Source organism: Streptomyces sp. NPDC028928 (assembly GCF_055564915.1).
The window spans coordinates 123,548-139,934 of record NZ_JBVHVI010000011.1; the positions used below are offsets into that span (position 1 = coordinate 123,548).

The 16,387-nt window shown below is 70.9% G+C and carries 15 protein-coding genes; 8 read left to right on the top strand and 7 right to left on the bottom strand.

Going from position 1 to position 16,387, the window contains the following annotated elements; all coding sequences use genetic code 11:
* Positions 1–7 precede the first annotated feature (7 nt).
* From ACZ4U1_RS25935 to ACZ4U1_RS25955, 5 genes are all read left to right on the top strand, one after another.
* A complete protein-coding gene (locus ACZ4U1_RS25935) occupies positions 8–1,045 on the top strand; it encodes an agmatine deiminase family protein (protein WP_467906387.1) in 1,038 nt (345 codons plus the stop codon).
* Between the two features lie 18 nt (positions 1,046–1,063).
* Positions 1,064–1,681 (top strand): TetR/AcrR family transcriptional regulator, encoded by a 618-nt coding sequence (locus tag ACZ4U1_RS25940; RefSeq protein WP_467906388.1) that lies wholly within the window; start codon positions 1,064–1,066, stop codon positions 1,679–1,681.
* A 6-nt stretch (positions 1,682–1,687) separates the two neighbouring features.
* Positions 1,688–2,998, top strand: coding sequence for an MFS transporter (locus tag ACZ4U1_RS25945; RefSeq protein WP_467906389.1), 1,311 nt, complete (start codon positions 1,688–1,690; stop codon positions 2,996–2,998).
* 287 nt (positions 2,999–3,285) lie between these two features.
* Positions 3,286–4,896 (top strand): citramalate synthase, encoded by a 1,611-nt coding sequence (gene cimA / locus ACZ4U1_RS25950; RefSeq protein WP_467906390.1) that lies wholly within the window; start codon positions 3,286–3,288, stop codon positions 4,894–4,896.
* A 13-nt stretch (positions 4,897–4,909) separates the two neighbouring features.
* A complete protein-coding gene (locus ACZ4U1_RS25955) occupies positions 4,910–5,335 on the top strand; it encodes a VOC family protein (protein WP_467906392.1) in 426 nt (141 codons plus the stop codon).
* Positions 5,336–5,392: 57 nt separating this feature from the next.
* Here the strand turns inward: ACZ4U1_RS25955 and ACZ4U1_RS25960 are convergent, their stop codons facing one another.
* From ACZ4U1_RS25960 to ACZ4U1_RS25970, 3 genes are read right to left on the bottom strand one after another with little or no spacing between them, the layout of a single operon-like run.
* The gene (locus tag ACZ4U1_RS25960; RefSeq protein ID WP_467906393.1) at positions 5,393–6,007 is read right to left on the bottom strand and encodes a GPP34 family phosphoprotein; all 615 of its coding nucleotides are present in this window, start codon (positions 6,005–6,007) and stop codon (positions 5,393–5,395) included.
* A gap of 55 nt (positions 6,008–6,062) precedes the next feature.
* Positions 6,063–6,551 carry a hypothetical protein gene (locus ACZ4U1_RS25965; protein ID WP_467906395.1) on the bottom strand — a complete coding sequence of 163 codons (489 nt, stop codon included), beginning with the start codon at positions 6,549–6,551 and terminating at the stop codon, positions 6,063–6,065.
* Positions 6,552–6,559: 8 nt separating this feature from the next.
* Positions 6,560–8,425, bottom strand: coding sequence for a ricin-type beta-trefoil lectin domain protein (locus ACZ4U1_RS25970; RefSeq protein WP_467906397.1), 1,866 nt, complete (start codon positions 8,423–8,425; stop codon positions 6,560–6,562).
* 144 nt (positions 8,426–8,569) lie between these two features.
* On the opposite strand from ACZ4U1_RS25970, the gene ACZ4U1_RS25975 reads away from it, so the two are divergent.
* The gene (locus tag ACZ4U1_RS25975) at positions 8,570–11,584 is read left to right on the top strand and encodes a glycoside hydrolase family 3 protein (RefSeq protein WP_467906398.1); all 3,015 of its coding nucleotides are present in this window, start codon (positions 8,570–8,572) and stop codon (positions 11,582–11,584) included.
* 70 nt (positions 11,585–11,654) lie between these two features.
* The gene (locus ACZ4U1_RS25980; RefSeq protein WP_467906400.1) at positions 11,655–13,037 is read left to right on the top strand and encodes a hypothetical protein; all 1,383 of its coding nucleotides are present in this window, start codon (positions 11,655–11,657) and stop codon (positions 13,035–13,037) included.
* Between the two features lie 18 nt (positions 13,038–13,055).
* Here ACZ4U1_RS25980 and ACZ4U1_RS25985 read toward each other — a convergent pair whose 3' ends face one another.
* The 3 genes from ACZ4U1_RS25985 to ACZ4U1_RS25995 form a co-directional block, all read right to left on the bottom strand.
* Positions 13,056–13,268 (bottom strand): hypothetical protein, encoded by a 213-nt coding sequence (locus ACZ4U1_RS25985; RefSeq protein ID WP_388322356.1) that lies wholly within the window; start codon positions 13,266–13,268, stop codon positions 13,056–13,058.
* Between the two features lie 100 nt (positions 13,269–13,368).
* A complete protein-coding gene (locus ACZ4U1_RS25990) occupies positions 13,369–13,614 on the bottom strand; it encodes a DUF397 domain-containing protein (RefSeq protein WP_467906402.1) in 246 nt (81 codons plus the stop codon).
* Complete coding sequence (locus ACZ4U1_RS25995; RefSeq protein ID WP_467906404.1) at positions 13,611–14,432, bottom strand: helix-turn-helix domain-containing protein; 822 nt, start codon at positions 14,430–14,432, stop codon at positions 13,611–13,613. The genes ACZ4U1_RS25990 and ACZ4U1_RS25995 overlap by 4 nt, the downstream gene beginning before the upstream one ends.
* Before the next feature lie 112 nt (positions 14,433–14,544).
* Between ACZ4U1_RS25995 and ACZ4U1_RS26000 the strand changes: the two genes are divergently transcribed.
* Positions 14,545–14,982, top strand: a complete 438-nt coding sequence (locus ACZ4U1_RS26000) for an ATP-binding protein (protein WP_467906406.1) — start codon at positions 14,545–14,547, stop codon at positions 14,980–14,982.
* A 726-nt stretch (positions 14,983–15,708) separates the two neighbouring features.
* On the opposite strand, the gene ACZ4U1_RS26005 is transcribed toward ACZ4U1_RS26000, so the two are convergent.
* Positions 15,709–16,317 carry a YceI family protein gene (locus tag ACZ4U1_RS26005; RefSeq protein ID WP_467906408.1) on the bottom strand — a complete coding sequence of 203 codons (609 nt, stop codon included), beginning with the start codon at positions 16,315–16,317 and terminating at the stop codon, positions 15,709–15,711.
* Positions 16,318–16,387: the final 70 nt, after the last annotated feature.

A 16,387-nucleotide genomic window follows, 5' to 3' on the forward strand; every position in this document is an offset into this window, starting at 1 on the left:
GATCACCATGTCTGCTGCCGCCGACGGCTTCCGCATGCCCGCCGAGTGGACCCCGCACGAGCGCACCTGGATGGCCTGGCCCGGCCCCAACCCCACCTTCGACGACCCGGACGACCTGGCCGCCGCCCGGATCGCCTGGGCGTCCGTCGCCCGCGCGATCCGCCGCTTCGAGCCGGTGACCGTCGTGTGCGGGCCCGGCCAGTCCACCGAGGCGCAGGCCCTCCTCGGCCCCGGCATCGACACCGTCGAGCGGGAGCTGGACGACGCCTGGATGCGGGACATCGGCCCCACCTTCCTCACCGACGGCAAGGGCCACCTGGCCGCCGTCGACTGGACCTTCAACGGCTGGGGCGCCCAGGACTGGGCCCGCTGGGAGCACGACTCCAAGATCGGCGCGTACGTCTCCGACCTCGCGGGCGCGAAGACGTACGCCTCGGCGCTGGTCAACGAGGGCGGTGCGATCCACGTCGACGGCGAGGGCACCGTGCTGCTCACCGAGACCGTGCAGCTCGGCCCCGAACGCAACCCGCACTGGACGAAGGCGGAGGTCGAGGCGGAGATCCACGCCCAGCTCGGCACGGAGAAGGCCATCTGGCTGCCGCGCGGCCTGACCGGCGACTACCCTCCCTACGGCTTCGGCACCCTCGGCCACGTCGACATCGTCGCCGCCTTCGCCCGCCCCGGTGTCGTCGTCGCGCACCACCAGCCGGACCCGGCGCACCCCGACCACGAGGTCACCAAGGAGGTCATCGGCCTGCTGAAGTCGGCGACCGACGCCCGGGGCCGCCGCCTGGAGGTCGTGGAGGTACCCGCGCCGACCGTCCTGGAGGCCGACGGCCACTGGGCCGACTACTCCTACATCAACCACTACATCTGCAACGGCGGCCTGGTGCTGTGCGGCTTCGAGGACCCGCGCGACGAGATCGCCGCCGGGATCTTCCGCCGGCTGTTCCCGGAGCGGACCGTGACCCTGGTGGACGCGCGTACGATCTTCGCAGGCGGAGGCGGTATCCACTGCATCACGCAACAGCAGCCGAAGGTCTGACACGTACAGGAGCAGCAGATGGCCGGTGCGGGCCGGGCGCGCAGGAACGCGCCGCCGCGCGAGGAGGTTCTCGCCGCCGCCATGGACATGATCGCCGAGCGCGGTCTGGAGAAGCTCACCATGGCGGGGCTCGGCCGCGAGGTCGGCATGAGCAGCGGCCATCTGCTGTACTACTTCCACTCCAAGGACGAACTGCTGCTCCAGACCCTGGAGTGGAGCGAGGGCCGGCTGGGCGCGGAGCGGGGCCGCCTCCTCGCGGCGCCGGGAACCGCCCGCGAGCGGCTGTCCGACTACGTCGACCTGTACGTACCCGACGGGCACCGCGACCCGCACTGGACCCTCTGGCTGGAGGTCTGGAACCGCTCGCAGAACGCGGACGACGACGCCCGCGCCCGGCAGGCCGCGATCGAGGGCGCCTGGCACCGCGACCTGGTCGCACTGATCGCCGAGGGCATCTCCCGCGGGGAGTTCCGCCGGGTGGACGCGGACCGCTTCGCCGCGAGGCTGCGCGCGCTGCTCGACGGCTTCTCCATCCACGTGGCCATCGGGTTGCGGGGTACCGACCGTGAACAAGTGCTCCGGCATGTGCGGGAGTTCATCGGGGATGCGTTGCTGGTCGTGCCACCGGGCAGGTAACGTCCCATGGGACGACAACACTGGAAGAAGATCTGGGTCGGCTCGGCGGGCAACATGGTCGAGTGGTTCGACTGGTTCGTGTACGCGAGCTTCGCCACGTACTTCGCCGGCGCGTTCTTCCCGAGCGGCAACCCCACGGCCCAGCTGATGAACACCGCCGGCATCTTCGCCGTCGGCTTCTTCATGCGCCCCGTGGGCGGCTGGCTGCTGGGCAGGGTCGGTGACCGCAAGGGCCGCAAGGCCGCGCTGACCATGACCGTCACGCTGATGTCTGCCTCGGCGGTCCTCATCGCCGTCGCCCCGACCTACGCGGTGGCCGGCTACGGCGGAGCCCTCGTGCTGCTCGTCGCCCGCCTGCTCCAGGGCCTGTCGGTGGGCGGCGAGTACGCGGCCAGCGCCACCTACCTCACCGAGGCCTCGGACCCCAAGCGGCGCGGCTTCGCCTCCAGCTTCCAGTACGTGTCCATGACGGCCGGCCAGATCGTCGGCCTCGGCCTCCAGATCGTCCTGCAGCGCACCATGTCCGACGACGCCCTGCACAGCTACGGCTGGCGGATCCCGTTCGTGGTCGGCGCGCTCGGCGCGGCCGTCATCTTCTACCTGCGCCGGAACATGCTGGAGACCGAGGTCTACGAGGAGGACACCTCGCACGCCGGGGAGCGCGGCACGCTGCGCGCGCTGTGGCAGCACAAGCGGGAGGCGTTCCTGGTCATCGCCCTCACCATGGGCGGCACGGTGGCGTACTACACGTACACCACCTACCTCACCAAGTACCTGTCCAACTCGGCGGGCCTGTCCAAGCAGACCGCGACCCTGGTCTCCTTCACCGCGCTGATCGTCTTCGCCTGCCTCCAGCCGCTCGCGGGCGCCCTCTCCGACCGGATCGGCCGCCGCCCGCTGCTGATCACCTTCGCCGTCGGCTCCACCTTCCTCACGGTGCCGATCATGACGCTCCTCAAGCATGCGGACGGCTACTGGCCCGCCCTCGGCCTGGCCCTGCTCGCGCTGGTGGTGGTCACCGGCTACACCTCCATCAACGCCTGTGTGAAGGCCGAGCTGTTCCCGACCGGGGTGCGCGCGCTCGGTGTCGCCCTGCCGTACGCCATCGCCAACGCCCTCTTCGGCGGCACCGCGGAATACGTCGCGCTGTGGTTCAAGAAGGGCGGCATCGAGTCGGGTTTCTACTGGTACGTGGCCGCCTGTGCCGCCGTCTCCCTCGTGGTGTACGTCACCATGCGCGAGACGAAGGACCTTGATCTGGCCCGGGTGAAGGCCGCCCAGGACTCCGGGGAGTCCAGCCTGACGCCCGCATCCTGAGACGGTCGGTGAGCGGGGGGCGGTGCTGTGCCAGACTGCCCCCGTGCTCTCGTTCGCCATGATTATGGGCAGCAGGCGCGCCGGTCCGCAGTGACCACCTCGTACGACCAGGTGCGGGTGGCCACCGTCGTCCTCGACCCGCGCGCAGACCTCTCGCACCCGCGAGGGGTTTTTTCGTTTTCCGGCCCACCCACAGCCGTGAGACGGAGCGCGAGGGAGCATGGGAGGAACGGTGGAGCCGGTCATTCCGGTAAAGACCGAAGATCCACAACAGGAGCCTTGACACCATGACCGAGACGGCAACCAACGAGCTGGACGACTCGTTCCACGTCTTCGACACCACGCTGCGCGACGGCGCGCAGCGCGAGGGCATCAACCTCACCGTCGCGGACAAGCTCGCCATCGCCCGGCACCTGGACGACTTCGGCGTCGGCTTCATCGAGGGCGGCTGGCCCGGCGCCAACCCCCGCGACACCGAGTTCTTCGCCCGCGCGCAGGCGGAGATCGACTTCCGGCACGCCCAGCTGGTCGCCTTCGGCGCCACCCGCCGCGCCGGCGCGAAAGCCGCCGACGACCCGCAGGTCAACGCGCTGCTGGAGTCCGGCGCCCCGGTGATCACCCTGGTCGCCAAGTCGCACGACCGGCACGTGGAGCTGGCGCTGCGCACCACCCTGGACGAGAACCTGGAGATGGTCCGCGACACCGTGTCGTACCTGAAGGACCAGGGCCGCCGGGTCTTCGTGGACTGCGAGCACTTCTTCGACGGCTACCGCGCCAACCCCGAGTACGCCAAGGCTGTCGTCCGCACGGCCTCCGAGGCCGGCGCCGACGTCGTCATCCTCTGCGACACCAACGGCGGCATGCTCCCCGCCCAGGTCCACGCGGTCGTCTCCACCGTCCTCGCCGACACCGGCGCCCGGCTCGGCATCCACGCCCAGGACGACACCGGCTGCGCGGTCGCCAACACCCTGGCCGCCGTCGACGCCGGCGCCACCCACGTGCAGTGCACGGCCAACGGCTACGGCGAGCGCGTCGGCAACGCCAACCTGTTCCCGGTGGTCGCGGCCCTGGAGCTGAAGTACGGCAAGAAGGTGCTGCCCGAGGGCCGGCTGCGCGAGATGACCCGCATCTCCCACGCCATCGCCGAGGTCGTCAACCTCACCCCCTCCACCCACCAGCCGTACGTCGGCGTGTCCGCCTTCGCGCACAAGGCCGGTCTGCACGCCTCCGCCATCAAGGTCGACCCGGACCTGTACCAGCACATCGACCCCGAGCTGGTCGGCAACACCATGCGCATGCTGGTCTCCGACATGGCGGGCCGCGCCTCGGTCGAGCTGAAGGGCAAGGAACTCGGCATCGACCTGGGCGGCGACCGCGAGCTGGTCGGCCGGGTGGTCGAGCGGGTCAAGGAACGGGAGCTGAAGGGCTACACCTACGAAGCCGCCGACGCCTCCTTCGAGCTGCTGCTGCGCGCCGAGGTCGAGGGCCGGCCGCTGAAGTACTTCGACGTCGAGTCCTGGCGGGCCATCGTGGAGGACCGGCCCGACGGCACCCACGCCAACGAGGCCACGGTCAAGCTGTGGGCCAAGAGCGAGCGGATCGTCGCCACCGCCGAGGGGAACGGCCCGGTCAACGCCCTGGACCGGGCCCTGCGCGTGGCGCTGGAGAAGATCTACCCGCAGCTCGCCAAGCTGGAGCTGGTCGACTACAAGGTCCGCATCCTGGAGGGCAAGCACGGCACCTCCTCCACCACCCGCGTGCTGATCTCCACCTCGGACGGCTCCGGCGAGTGGTCCACGGTCGGTGTGGCCGAGAACGTCATCGCCGCCTCCTGGCAGGCCCTGGAGGACGCGTACACGTACGGCCTACTCCGCGCGGGCGTGGAACCGGCCGAGTAGCCACAGTGGAGGTATGACCTCACACACGAGTGACGTGCTGTCCGGGGCCCGTGTCGCGACCCGGCTGCCCGCGCGGGACCTGGACCGGGCCCGGCGCTTCTACGCCGAGAAGCTCGGCCTGTACCCGGTGGACGAGCGGCCCGGCGGGCTGCTGTACCGGTGCGCGGGCGCGGACTTCGTCGTGTTCCGCTCGACGGGGGCCTCGCCCGGCACCTTCACCCAGATGGCCTTCGAGGTGGACGACATCGAGGGGGTCGTGACCGAGCTGCGCCGCCGGGGCGTGGCCTTCGAGGAGGTCGACGTGCCCGGTTTCCGCACCCGGGAGGGCATCGCCGACATCGACGGCAACTACCCGAGCAAGGGCGCGCGCGGGGAGCGCGGCGCGTGGTTCCGCGACAGCGAGGGCAACCTCCTGGGCATCGGCCAGCTGATCCTGTGAGGCCGGCTGTTCCCTTGCGGCCGGCTGATCCCTTGCGGCCGGCGGCGGCCGGGAGGCTCAGGGGGCCCGCCAGATGTTGTCGAAGGCGATGTTCTCGATGCGGCGCCGCTCGCGGACGGCCTCCAGCTCGGTGACCGCGTCGCCGACCGCCAGCAGCACGGTGAGCGCCGCCTGGTCGTCGGGCTCCGCGTCGGCCGGCGGGTCGGGCTGGATACCCAGGGTGCCGGCGAGGCCGGTGAGGACCGGGTCCCGGGACTCCCAACGGTCGGCCGCGTGCCGCCGCGCGGGCGTGTCGGCCGGGGTACCGGCCGAGGTGTCACCGCCGCCCCCGACCGGCCACCAGTGCCGGCGCTTGCCGGTGATCTGCCCCTCGGCCTCCAGCACGTCGCGGTAGGCCACGGCCAGCCCCTCGCCGCGCCGCCACAGCCAGTCCTCGACCCTCTCGTACGGCTCCTCGCGGACGAGCCGCGCCCCGGCCTCGTCCAGCATCCGGTCACCCGTGGTCAGCACCGGCCCGGGCACGATGCGCTCGCCCTCCAGCGTGAGCGCCCGCATGCCGAGGAGGTCGATCAGCTCGGCCCCGGCGAGCGCCAGCGCCAGATCACCCTGCTCGACGGGACGCTCACCGGAGACGTCGAGGCTCACGAGGAACAGATCCTGCGGTGTGGTCATACCCCCACCTTGGTCCCCGGACGGCCGATCCGCAGCACGCCACACCGTCCCGCGCTCAGCACGAGTCGCCGGCGAGTCGCTCGAACGCGCCGGGGCTCATCGCCCGGCCGTCCGCCCACACCTGCCCGGGCTTCAGCCGACCGATCTGCTCGCCGGTGAACTCCACGGTCCCGTTGTAGGAGTCGTCGCCGGTGTAGTGCCCGAATCCCAGGACGTAGTGGTGCCGGGGGAGCAGCCGCTGGGTCCCCCGGTGCCGGGCCTGCCAGCGGGCGGGCGGGTCGAAGAGGGGGAAGTCGGCGTCGCCGCGCAGCCCTTCCTTCTTCGCGTGCCACCCGGTGGTGACGGGGCCCTCCTCACCGGCGCGGGGCCGCCCGTCCAGGTACAGGCTCTGGTAGCTGTCGTCCCCGCACGGCCGCACCACCGCGTACGGTGTCCCGTCCGCCGCGACCCGCACCCCCGCGAGCGGCAGGTCGACGGCGCCGCAGCCGCTCAGCAGCAGCATCCCGCCGACGACCCCTGCCGTCACGGCCCCCGTACGTCTCATGCTCCGCCCTACCTCAGTGCCCACTTCTGGTTGGCGGCCCCGGTGCACGACCAGATCTGGATCCGGGTCCCGTTCGCGGACGAGTTGTCCGTGACGTCGAGGCACTTGTCCGCCGCCGTGTTCACCACATCACCGGTGGACGCGTTGTACGACCACCGTTGGGCACCGGTTCCGTTGCAGTCGTACAACTGCGCCTTGGCCCCGTCGGCGGTCGAACCGGAGGTCACGTCCAGGCACTTGCCGAGCGCCTGGACCGATCCGTCGGCCTGGACGGTCCACTGCTGGGCGGCGGTGCCGTTGCAGTCGTAGAGCTGCACCGCCGTACCGTTGGCGCTCGAACCGCCCGCCACGTCCAGGCACTTGCCGGCGATCCCGACGAACGCGCCGGTCCGTCCGCCGCCGCCGGACTGGGTGCCGGACCAGGTGAAGGTGGCCGAGGTCTTGCCGGGCAGCGAGTAAGTGGCGTGCTGGGCACCCCAGTTGATCGTCACGGTCCGGGCCGACGACGAGTCGTTGTAGGCGATCAGCGCCTTGCTGCCGTCCGGGTTGCGCCAGGCCACGTTGGGCACGGCGGTGGACGCGGTGGAGGCGATCCGCTGGGCGCCGGGGCGGACGAACTTGGTCAGGTGGCCCATGTCGTAGTACTCGACGGTGTAGTCCACGGTCCCGCTCGCGCCGTCGCCGTTGTGCACGGTGACCAGGCCGGTGCAGGTGCCGCAGCCGCCGTTGTGCGGGCCCCTGTCCTGGTCCACGGCCAGCGACCACTTGGTCACCGACTTCGCCCAGTTGCGGGTGTAGTCGATGATGTTGTTCATGTCCTCGCGCTGCTGGTTGGCGATCCAGGTGCCGCCGGAGTGCTCGGTGCCGAAGGCGTCCAGCGCCGGGTACTGGTTGTGCACGGTCGTCTGCTTGCCGACGTCACCGCCGTAGCCGTGCCAGGCGATGCCGCCGAAGTTGGGGTGGTTGCGGATCGCCGGGTCGTCCACGGTCTGGGCGGCGTAGGAGTCGTAGACGTCCCAGTTCCAGTCGTGCGCCAGCACCTTGGTGGTCAGGCCGGCCGCCTGGAGCTTCGGCAGCAGCTCGTTCTTCGTGAAGTAGGCGAGACCGCTCGCGTTCCAGCTCATCGACGGGTAGCCGGAACAACAGGTCGGCTCGTTCTGCGCGGTGACGTAGCGGACGTCGATGCCCTGGTCCTTGTAGGCCTGGAGGTACTTCACGAAGTAGGAGGCGTACGCCCCGTAGTCCTCGGCCTTCAGCCAGCCGCCGTTGAGGGAGCCGCTGTCCTTCATCCAGGCCGGCGCCGTCCATGGCGAGGCCATGACAGTCAGAGCGGGGTTCAGCCGGAGCGCCTGCCTGGTGAGCGGGACGACGTCGGCCAAGTCGTGGGCGATGGAGAACTTCGCCAGGGACGGGTCGGTCTGGCCGGCCGGCACGTCGTCGTAGGTGTAGCCGTAGCGCGCGAGGTCGGAGGCGCCCATCGGGTTGCGCAGGAACGACAGGCCGATGCCGTCCGTCGGCGAGAACAGCTTGCGCATGGTCGCGTCCCGGGTCGCCGGTGACAGTGCCCCGCTGCTGTTCATCAGCCAGGCGGCGGTGTCCGTGAAGGACGCGCCGCCGCCGGTGAAGGTCTGGTAGCGGGTGTTCTCGTCCACGGTGATGTTCTCGCCGCCACCGCCCGTCCCGGACTGGAAGGCGAACGGCGTCTGCGGTTGCAGGCCGCGCACGACGTGCCGGCCGGCGGAGTCGTCGGTGGTGGTGAGCCAGGCGGTGACCTGCTCACCGGCCGCGTGCGCGGGGGGTGCGGCCACGCTGACACCGGCGGCGGAGAGCAGCCCGGCGAGCAGCAGCCGGACGGTGCGGGGGGATCTCCTCATGGTGCGTCGCCCTTCCTCTCGGATCCCTCGTGGATCGGCGGAGCTGACGGGTCGTCTTGACGGGGGTGAGTGCCCCTAGTTAACTCACGTCGTGAGCTAAGTCCTGAGTGAACTGAGTGAACCACGAGAGCCGAGGGAAGGTCCATGCGAAGAACCGCCCTGCTCGCCTCCGCCGCACTCCTCGCCGGTCTGCTGCCCTGGGCGGCGACCGCGAGCGCCGCCGACGAACCGTCCCCCGTCCCCGTCGACCGCTTCGAAGGCGAGGTGCCCTTCGCCGCCCAGCCCGCCGAGGGCATCTTCCCCTGGGGCGGCGACGCCGACGACCCGCCCACGCTCCGCCTCGCCGACCGCGCCGACGCCCCCCAGGGCGCCAAGGTGCTCACCGGCGGCTACGACATCAGCGGCTACGGCGGCTTCACCCACGACTTCGCCGCCACCGCACCCGCCCACGACTGGTCCGCCCACCAGGGCATCCGGCTGTGGTGGGAGGGCCGGAACAACGGCAGGAAGATCACCTTCGAGATCAAGGACGGCGGCTCCCACGGCGAGGCCTCCGAACTCTGGACCACCTCCTTCACCGACGACTTCACCGGCTGGAAGCAGATCAGCCTCCCCTTCACCGACTTCACCTACCGCACCGACTACCAGCCCGTCGGCGGCATCGACCACGTCCTCGGCCTGAAGGAGATGTGGGGCTACGCCGTCACCCTCCCACCGGGCGCCAAGGGCGACTTCGCCATGGACCGCGTGGAGCTGTACGGCGGGGCCGACCAGGCCCTGCGCGCCTCCGTCACCACCGACGCCCCCGTGGTCCCGGTCGAGGAGGGCGGCACGGCCCGGGTGAAGGTCACCCTCGCCACCACCGGCGACCAGCCGCTGACCGACCCGGTGACCGTCACCTACGCCACGGCCGACGGCACCGCGGCATCCGGCACGGACTACACCCCCGTCTCCGGCACCCTCACCTTCCCGGCCGGCACCGCCTCCGGCACCGTCCGGACCATCGAGGTGCCCACCCGCCGGGACCGGACGGCCGAACCCGCCGAGACCATCCCCCTGAAGCTCACCGCCACCGGCGCGAAGGCCCCCGCCGAGACCCCGCAGATCGTGATCGACGCCCACGGACTGCCGTACCTGAACGCCGAGTTGCCGATCCGCAGGCGCGTCGCGGACCTGCTGGGCCGGATGTCCCTGGCGGAGAAGGCCGGCCAGATGACCCAGGCCGAGCGCGGCGCGATGACCCGGCCGGACGACATCGCCGCCTACGCCCTCGGCTCCCTGCTCTCCGGCGGCGGCTCGACCCCCACCCCCAACACGCCCGAGGCCTGGGCGAAGATGATCGACGCCTTCCAGCTCCGCACGCAGGCGACCCGCTTCCAGATCCCGCTGCTCTACGGAGTCGACGCGGTCCACGGCCACAACAACCTCTCCGGCGCCACGATCATGCCGCACAACATCGGCATCGGCGCCACCCGTGACCCCCGACTCGCCTACCGGACAGGCGCGGTGACGGCCGCCGAGGTCCGCGCCACCGGAGTCCCCTGGGACTTCGCGCCCTGCCTGTGCGTGAGCCGCGACGAACGCTGGGGCCGTTCCTACGAGTCCTTCGGCGAGGACCCGGCGCTGGTCGAGTCCATGGAGACGGTGATCCAGGGCCTCCAGGGCCGCGCGAACGGCCAAGACCTGAGCCGGAACGACAAGGTGCTCGCCACGGCCAAGCACTTCGTCGGCGACGGCGGCACCGCCTACGGCTCCTCCACCACCGGGACGTACACCATCGACCAGGGCATCACCAAGGTCACCCGCGAGCAGCTGGAGGACATCCACCTGGCGCCGTACCAGGAGGCCGTCGCGCGGGGCATCGGCACGGTCATGCCGTCGTACTCCTCCCTGGACATCACCGGCGACGGCAAGGGCGCGGTGAAGATGCACGCCCGCGGCGACATGATCAACGGGGTCCTCAAGGAGCGCATGGGCTTCTCCGGCTTCGTGATCAGCGACTGGAACGCCATCGACCAGCTCCCCGGCGACTACGCCGCCCACGTCCGCGCCTCGGTGAACGCGGGCGTGGACATGATGATGGTGCCGTACGGCTACAAGGAGTTCAGCACCACGCTCGCCGACGAGGTGAGGGCGGGCCGGATCAGCGAGCGGCGGATCGACGACGCGGTCTCCCGCATCCTCACCGAGAAGTTCCGGCTGGGCCTCTTCGAGCACCCGTACGCCGACACCCGCGGCGCCGCCGCCATCGGCTCCCCGGACCACCGCGAGGTCGCCCGCCGGGCCGCCGCCGCATCACAGGTGCTGCTGAAGAACGCGGGCGGAGTGCTGCCGCTGAAGAAGAGCGAGAAGGTGTACGTCGCCGGGTCCGACGCCGACGACATCGGCAACCAGACCGGCGGCTGGACCCTCACCTGGCAGGGCGCCTCCGGTAACACCGTGCCCGGCACGACCATCCTCCAGGGCCTGCGGAAGGCGGGCGGGGACGTCACCTACTCGAAGGACGCCTCGGCACCCCTGGCCGGTCACGACGTGGGTGTGGTCGTCGTGGGCGAGACCCCGTACGCCGAGGGCGTCGGAGACGTCGGCAACGGCCACGACCTGAAGCTGTCCGCCGCCGACCAGGCCGCCGTGGACAAGGTGTGCGCGGCCATGAGGTGCGCGGTGCTGATCGTCTCCGGCCGCCCCCAGCTGATCGGGGACCGGCTGGACGAGATCGACGCCCTGGTGGCCTCCTGGCTGCCCGGCACCGAGGGCGAGGGCGTCGCCGACGTCCTCTACGGCAGGCGCCCCTTCACCGGACAGCTCCCGGTCACCTGGCCGAAGTCCGAGTCCCAGCTGCCGATCAACGTCGGCGACAAGGCGTACGACCCGCAGTTCCCGTACGGCTGGGGCCTGACCACCCTCACCGAGGTCCCCAAGGGCGGTACGGCCACCCTGCGCGCCCTCGCCGCCCGGGCGGCGGCGGCCGAGCGGCACGGCGACGACCGCACCGGACGCACCCTGGTGACCAAGGCCCGGCTGCTCGTCCAGCAGAAGACGGCCGGACACATGACGGAGGCGGTGGCGGGCCCCTTCGCCGACGCCGACCACCTTCTCCTGACCGGCAGGTACGGAAAGGCGGTGGCGAAGCTGGCGGAGGCCTACCGGGCGGCCTGACCCCCGGAGGGACAACCTTCGGAAGGTCCAGAAATGACCGGTTTGGGGAGGCTTCGGGTAGCGTCGAAGTATGAAGGCCGTCCCGCGGACCCGAAGCCTCCCCGCTCTGCTCCTGGCCGCCCTCGCCCTGGCGCTGGCGACCCTCTTCGCGCCCGGGGCGAGCGCGGACACCAGCGTCTCCATGATCGCCCGCGCCCTGCGCCAGAGCCCGGTCTACGTCGACCCGGCGGCCCGCGACCAGCTGTCCGCCGCGGACGCCGACACCCTCGCCGACCGCATCAAGGACGCGGACAGACCCCTGTTCATCGCGGTCCTCCCGGCCGGCTACCCCACCGCGAACCTCTTCTCCGACCTCCGCTCCGCGACCGGCGTCACCGGCCTGTACGGCATCCGGCTCGGCGACCGCTTCGACGCCCGCGCCGACTCCTCCGTCATGTCGTCCACGGCCCGGCAGAACCTGGTCCGCAGCGTCCAGGGCGAGGACGCCAAGTCCCAGCTGGCGGACTTCACCGACCGCGCCCTGGCCAACATGGGCGGCCACGCGCCGCGCAGCTGGGGCGGCTCGGCGGGGGACGGCCACGGCATGTCCACCACCGGGCTGATCACCACGGTCGCGGTCCTCGTGATCGCCGGCACCGGCGCGTACGCGCTGGTCCGACGCAGCCGCCGGCGCCGCGAGGAAGAACAGCGGGCCACCCTGGACCGGCTGCGGGTGGTCGTGGACGAGGACATCACCGCGTTCGGCGAGGAACTCGACCGCCTGGACTTCCACCCCTCGGAACCGGGTGCCGACGACGCGATGCGCGCCGACTACGAGCGTGCCCTGGACGCCTACGAGGCCGCCAAGCAGCGCATGGCCGAGGCACGGAAACCGGAGGACGTCCGGACGGTCACCGAGACGCTGGAGGACGGCCGCTTCTCCCTCGCCCAGCTGGCCGCCCGCCGCGAGCACCGCCCCCTCCCGGAACGCCGCCCGCCGTGCTTCTTCGACCCCCGCCACGGCCCCTCGGTCTCCGACGCCACCTGGACCCCGCCCGGCGGCGCCCCGCGCCAGGTCCCCGTCTGCGCCGCCGACGCCACCCGCCTGGCCGACGGCCGCGACCCCGTGATCCGCGAGGTCGACACCGACTACGGCCGCCGCCCCTACTGGGACGCCGGCCCCGCCTACGGCCCCTGGGCAGGCGGCTACTTCAGCGGCGGCCTCCTGCCCGGGCTTCTCGTCGGCACGGTGCTGGGTGGCCTGATGGCGACGCCCACGTATGCCGCCGACTATGGGAGCGGGTACGGGGACTTCGGTGGGGATTACGGGGGCGGGTACGGCGGCGAGTACGAGGGTGGCGATGTCTCCGGGACGGATTTCGATGCCGGGGACTTCGGGGGCGGGTTCGGGGACGGGGGCGGCGGCGGGTTCGACGGGGGTGGGGGTGGGGACTTCGGCGGGGGCAGCTTCTGACGCGGTCGGGCGCGGCTCTCACCGCCGTCGTCCCGCATAACGCTCACCGGCTGCGTGCCACCAGGCCGGCGGCGACGGCCCGGCCACGACCGAGGTCGGCTGATCGGGATGCAGCCCGAGCCGCCACAGGGCACCGGCCTCGACGTTCACACCGAGCGTGCCGTGCCAGTGCCCGTCGTCGCCGACCCGGCACATCAGGTCGATCCGCACCTCGTCCTCGGCGAACGGCATCCAGTCGATGCCGCGCTCACGCAGTCAACCGAGGAGGACGTGGAGGGGGTGGGGGCGGCCCGGCACGTTCTCGTACGAGGTGATGTGGACCCATTCCGCTTCAGCGGTTGATGCCGTCAAGGAACTCGCTCCAGGTGGTGGGGGAGAGGGTGAGGACGGGGCCGGTGGTGTTCTTGGAGTCGCGGATGTGGATGGCGGTGGGGTGGGTGGCTACTTCCACGCAGTCGCCGCCCTCGCTGCCGCTGTAGGTGGACTTGCGCCAGGTGTAGGCGAGTTCGAGGCAGTTGCCGCCCTCGTTGCTGCTGTAGCTGGATTTGAACCATGCCAGTGGCGCTGCGGTCTTCATGACTCTCCTAGCAGTCCGTTCAGGAGGCGCACGCTCTTGTCGGGTGAGAGGGCTTGTGACCGCAGCATTCCATACTTCAGGTGATAATCGCTGACCTCGTCTGGGTCGTCGACGAGGAAGCTGGCGCGCTGCACTTCCAGGTAGACCAGGCGCTCGTGCTCGGGGGTTTCCAGCAGAGTCATGGGACCCGCGAGCCCGGCGTGCGGCATGAGATCCATGGGCATGATCTGCACGCTCATGTGAATCGGTGCGGTGTACTCCAGGATCTGACGAATCTGCGCCCGCATGACCTCCGGTCCGCCGACCTCCCGCCGCAGGATGCTCTCCTCCAGGACGAAGTGACCCACGGGCGGCCGGTCCCGCTGCCAGATCATCTGCCGATCCATGCGCGCGTTCACCCACTGCTCGGCCGTCTCGCTCCCGAGCGCGGGATAGCGAGAGTCGAAGGCGGCCAGGCAGTACTCCCGGGTCTGAAGCAATCCCGGCACCATCTGTGTCTCGTACGAGAGGATGCTCACCGCCTCCTGCTCGTGATCCACCAGCCCCTGTGCGAACTGCACGATCCGGTCCCGCACCGGCAGCTTGGCCACCACAACCGCCAACGCGCCGCCCGTGTCAAGCAGTTCGTCAAACTGCTCGGCACGATCCGGTTGAAGAGTTAACCTCCCCTGCTCGATCGACCTCACCGTGTCCACGGCGAGGTTCGCCCTCTCCGCGAACTGTTCCTGCGTGAGACGGGCCTTCCTCCTGAAGTGCGCCACGAGCGCACCGACCGCGTACCACGAACCGACCTTCTTGGGCCTCGCTGCGTCGTGCATGGCCGTTCCTTTCCCCCGTATGCACGCCAAGCTCTCGTAGTGGACTCGTAGTGATGAGGACTACGAGTTCACTCACTGACCCACTGTAGTGACGCACAGTGACACTCGCCTCATGAACGCAGAACCCCGACACCCCCACACGCGCCAGGCGTTCTACCGCCGGGACCGCAGGTCGGTACGGCTCGCACGGGAGTTCGTGCGCCGGACGCTGACGGACTGGGCCACGGCCGAGCGCAGCGACGACGTACTGCTCTGCGTGAGCGAGTTGGCGACCAACGCCCTCCTCCACGGCGTCCCCGCCGGCCGGGGCTTCCTCCTCCGGCTGGAGTTGCACGGCGACGGCGCCCTGCGCGTGGAGGTGCACGACAGCGGCCCGGGCGAGGTCCGCGCCCCGGAGACGCCCCCGGACTCGGAACACGGCCGGGGTTTGCTCCTCGTCGCCGCCCTCGCCGACAAGTGGGGCGTGGGGGAGCGGAACCCCGGCAAGATCGTGTGGTGCGAGTTCGCGGTGCGGGGTGGCGAGGTGGCCGTCCCGGGTCGGCTGCGGTGACTGTCCGCCGATGACGTGGCTGTCGGGCCGCCCGCTTCCCGGTCAGTGTCGGGCCTCCGCGAGGTGAGTCAAGGGCGCTGCGCGTCGCCTTCGGCGATGGGCCTCCGGCCCACCCTTGACACCCCTCGCTCCACCCCGGGTCGGAAGCGAGCGGGCGCCCCGGAAGGACGGTGGCCCCGGCGGGGTTCGCGGTCCACCGGAGTCGCGCCACCCCGTCGGCCGACGGACGCGACCGCGCCTGACACGGACGCGGGGTGGGCTTGGCGGCTTCCGGCCCGGTGGGCGGGACGCCCCGTGAGTCCCTCTGGTCACACCGGATCGGTGATTGGCGTATTTGTGCCACCCTGCTGCCTGCCGCACCCCGCTTACCTGGCCTTCTGCTCCCACTCCTTGGCACAAATACGCCAATCACCAGGCCCACAACCCGGAAGCCGCTTGGCCGGCCCGGTGTGCATGTGAGGCGCGACCGCGCTCCTCACCCACGCCCCCGCGCAGCCGACGCCGGGGCCCAGTACCGGCCTGGGCCACTGCCTTTCCGGGCCGCTCGCTCGCTTCTTCCCCGGGCTGGAGCGGGCCGGGTCAAGGGTGGGCCGGAGGCCCATCGCCGAAGGCGACGCGCAGCGCCCTTGACGCGGACCGTGGAAGCCCGACACTGGCCGAGAAGCGAGCGGCCCCACGGTCACCGGTGAACGCCGCTCGCAGCGGCTCCGCCCCGTCCGTGAAGGCTCAGGCCTGCTTGATGGCCGAGATGTCGAAGACGAGCTTGATCTTGTCCGAGACGAGCACGCCGCCCGTCTCCAGCGCCGCGTTCCAGGTCAGGCCCCACTCCGAGCGCAGGATCTCCGCCTTGCCCTCGAAGCCGACGCGCTCGTTGCCGAAGGGGTCCTTGGCGGCGCCGTTGAACTCCAGGTCGATGGTGAGCGGCTTGGTGACGCCGAGCAGGGAGAGGTCGCCGGTGATGCGGAACTCGTCGCCGCCCAGGGCCTCCGCCTTGGTGGAGCGGAACGTCATCGTCGGGAACTCGTCGATCTTGAAGAAGTCGGAGGACTTCAGGTGACCGTCGCGGTCGGCGTTGCCGGTCTCGATGCTCGCCATCTGGACGTCGATCTCGGCGGTGGAACTGGCGGGGTCCGCGCCGTCCAGGTGAAGGGTGCCGGTGAAGTCCTCGAAGCCGCCCTTGACGTTCGTGACCATGGCGTGCCGGGCGACGAAGCCGATCGTGCTGTGGGCCGGGTCGATGCTGTAGTCGCCGGTCAGCGCGGTCAGGTCGGGGCCCGCGGCGGTCGGTGCGGCAGGGGCGGGGGTGGTGGTGTTCTTGCGGCCGAAGATGCCCATGATCGTGCTCCTTGATGAACTGTTGAACGTTAAACGAACCCCGTGACTCCGAAGGTAGCCCCATTCAGTT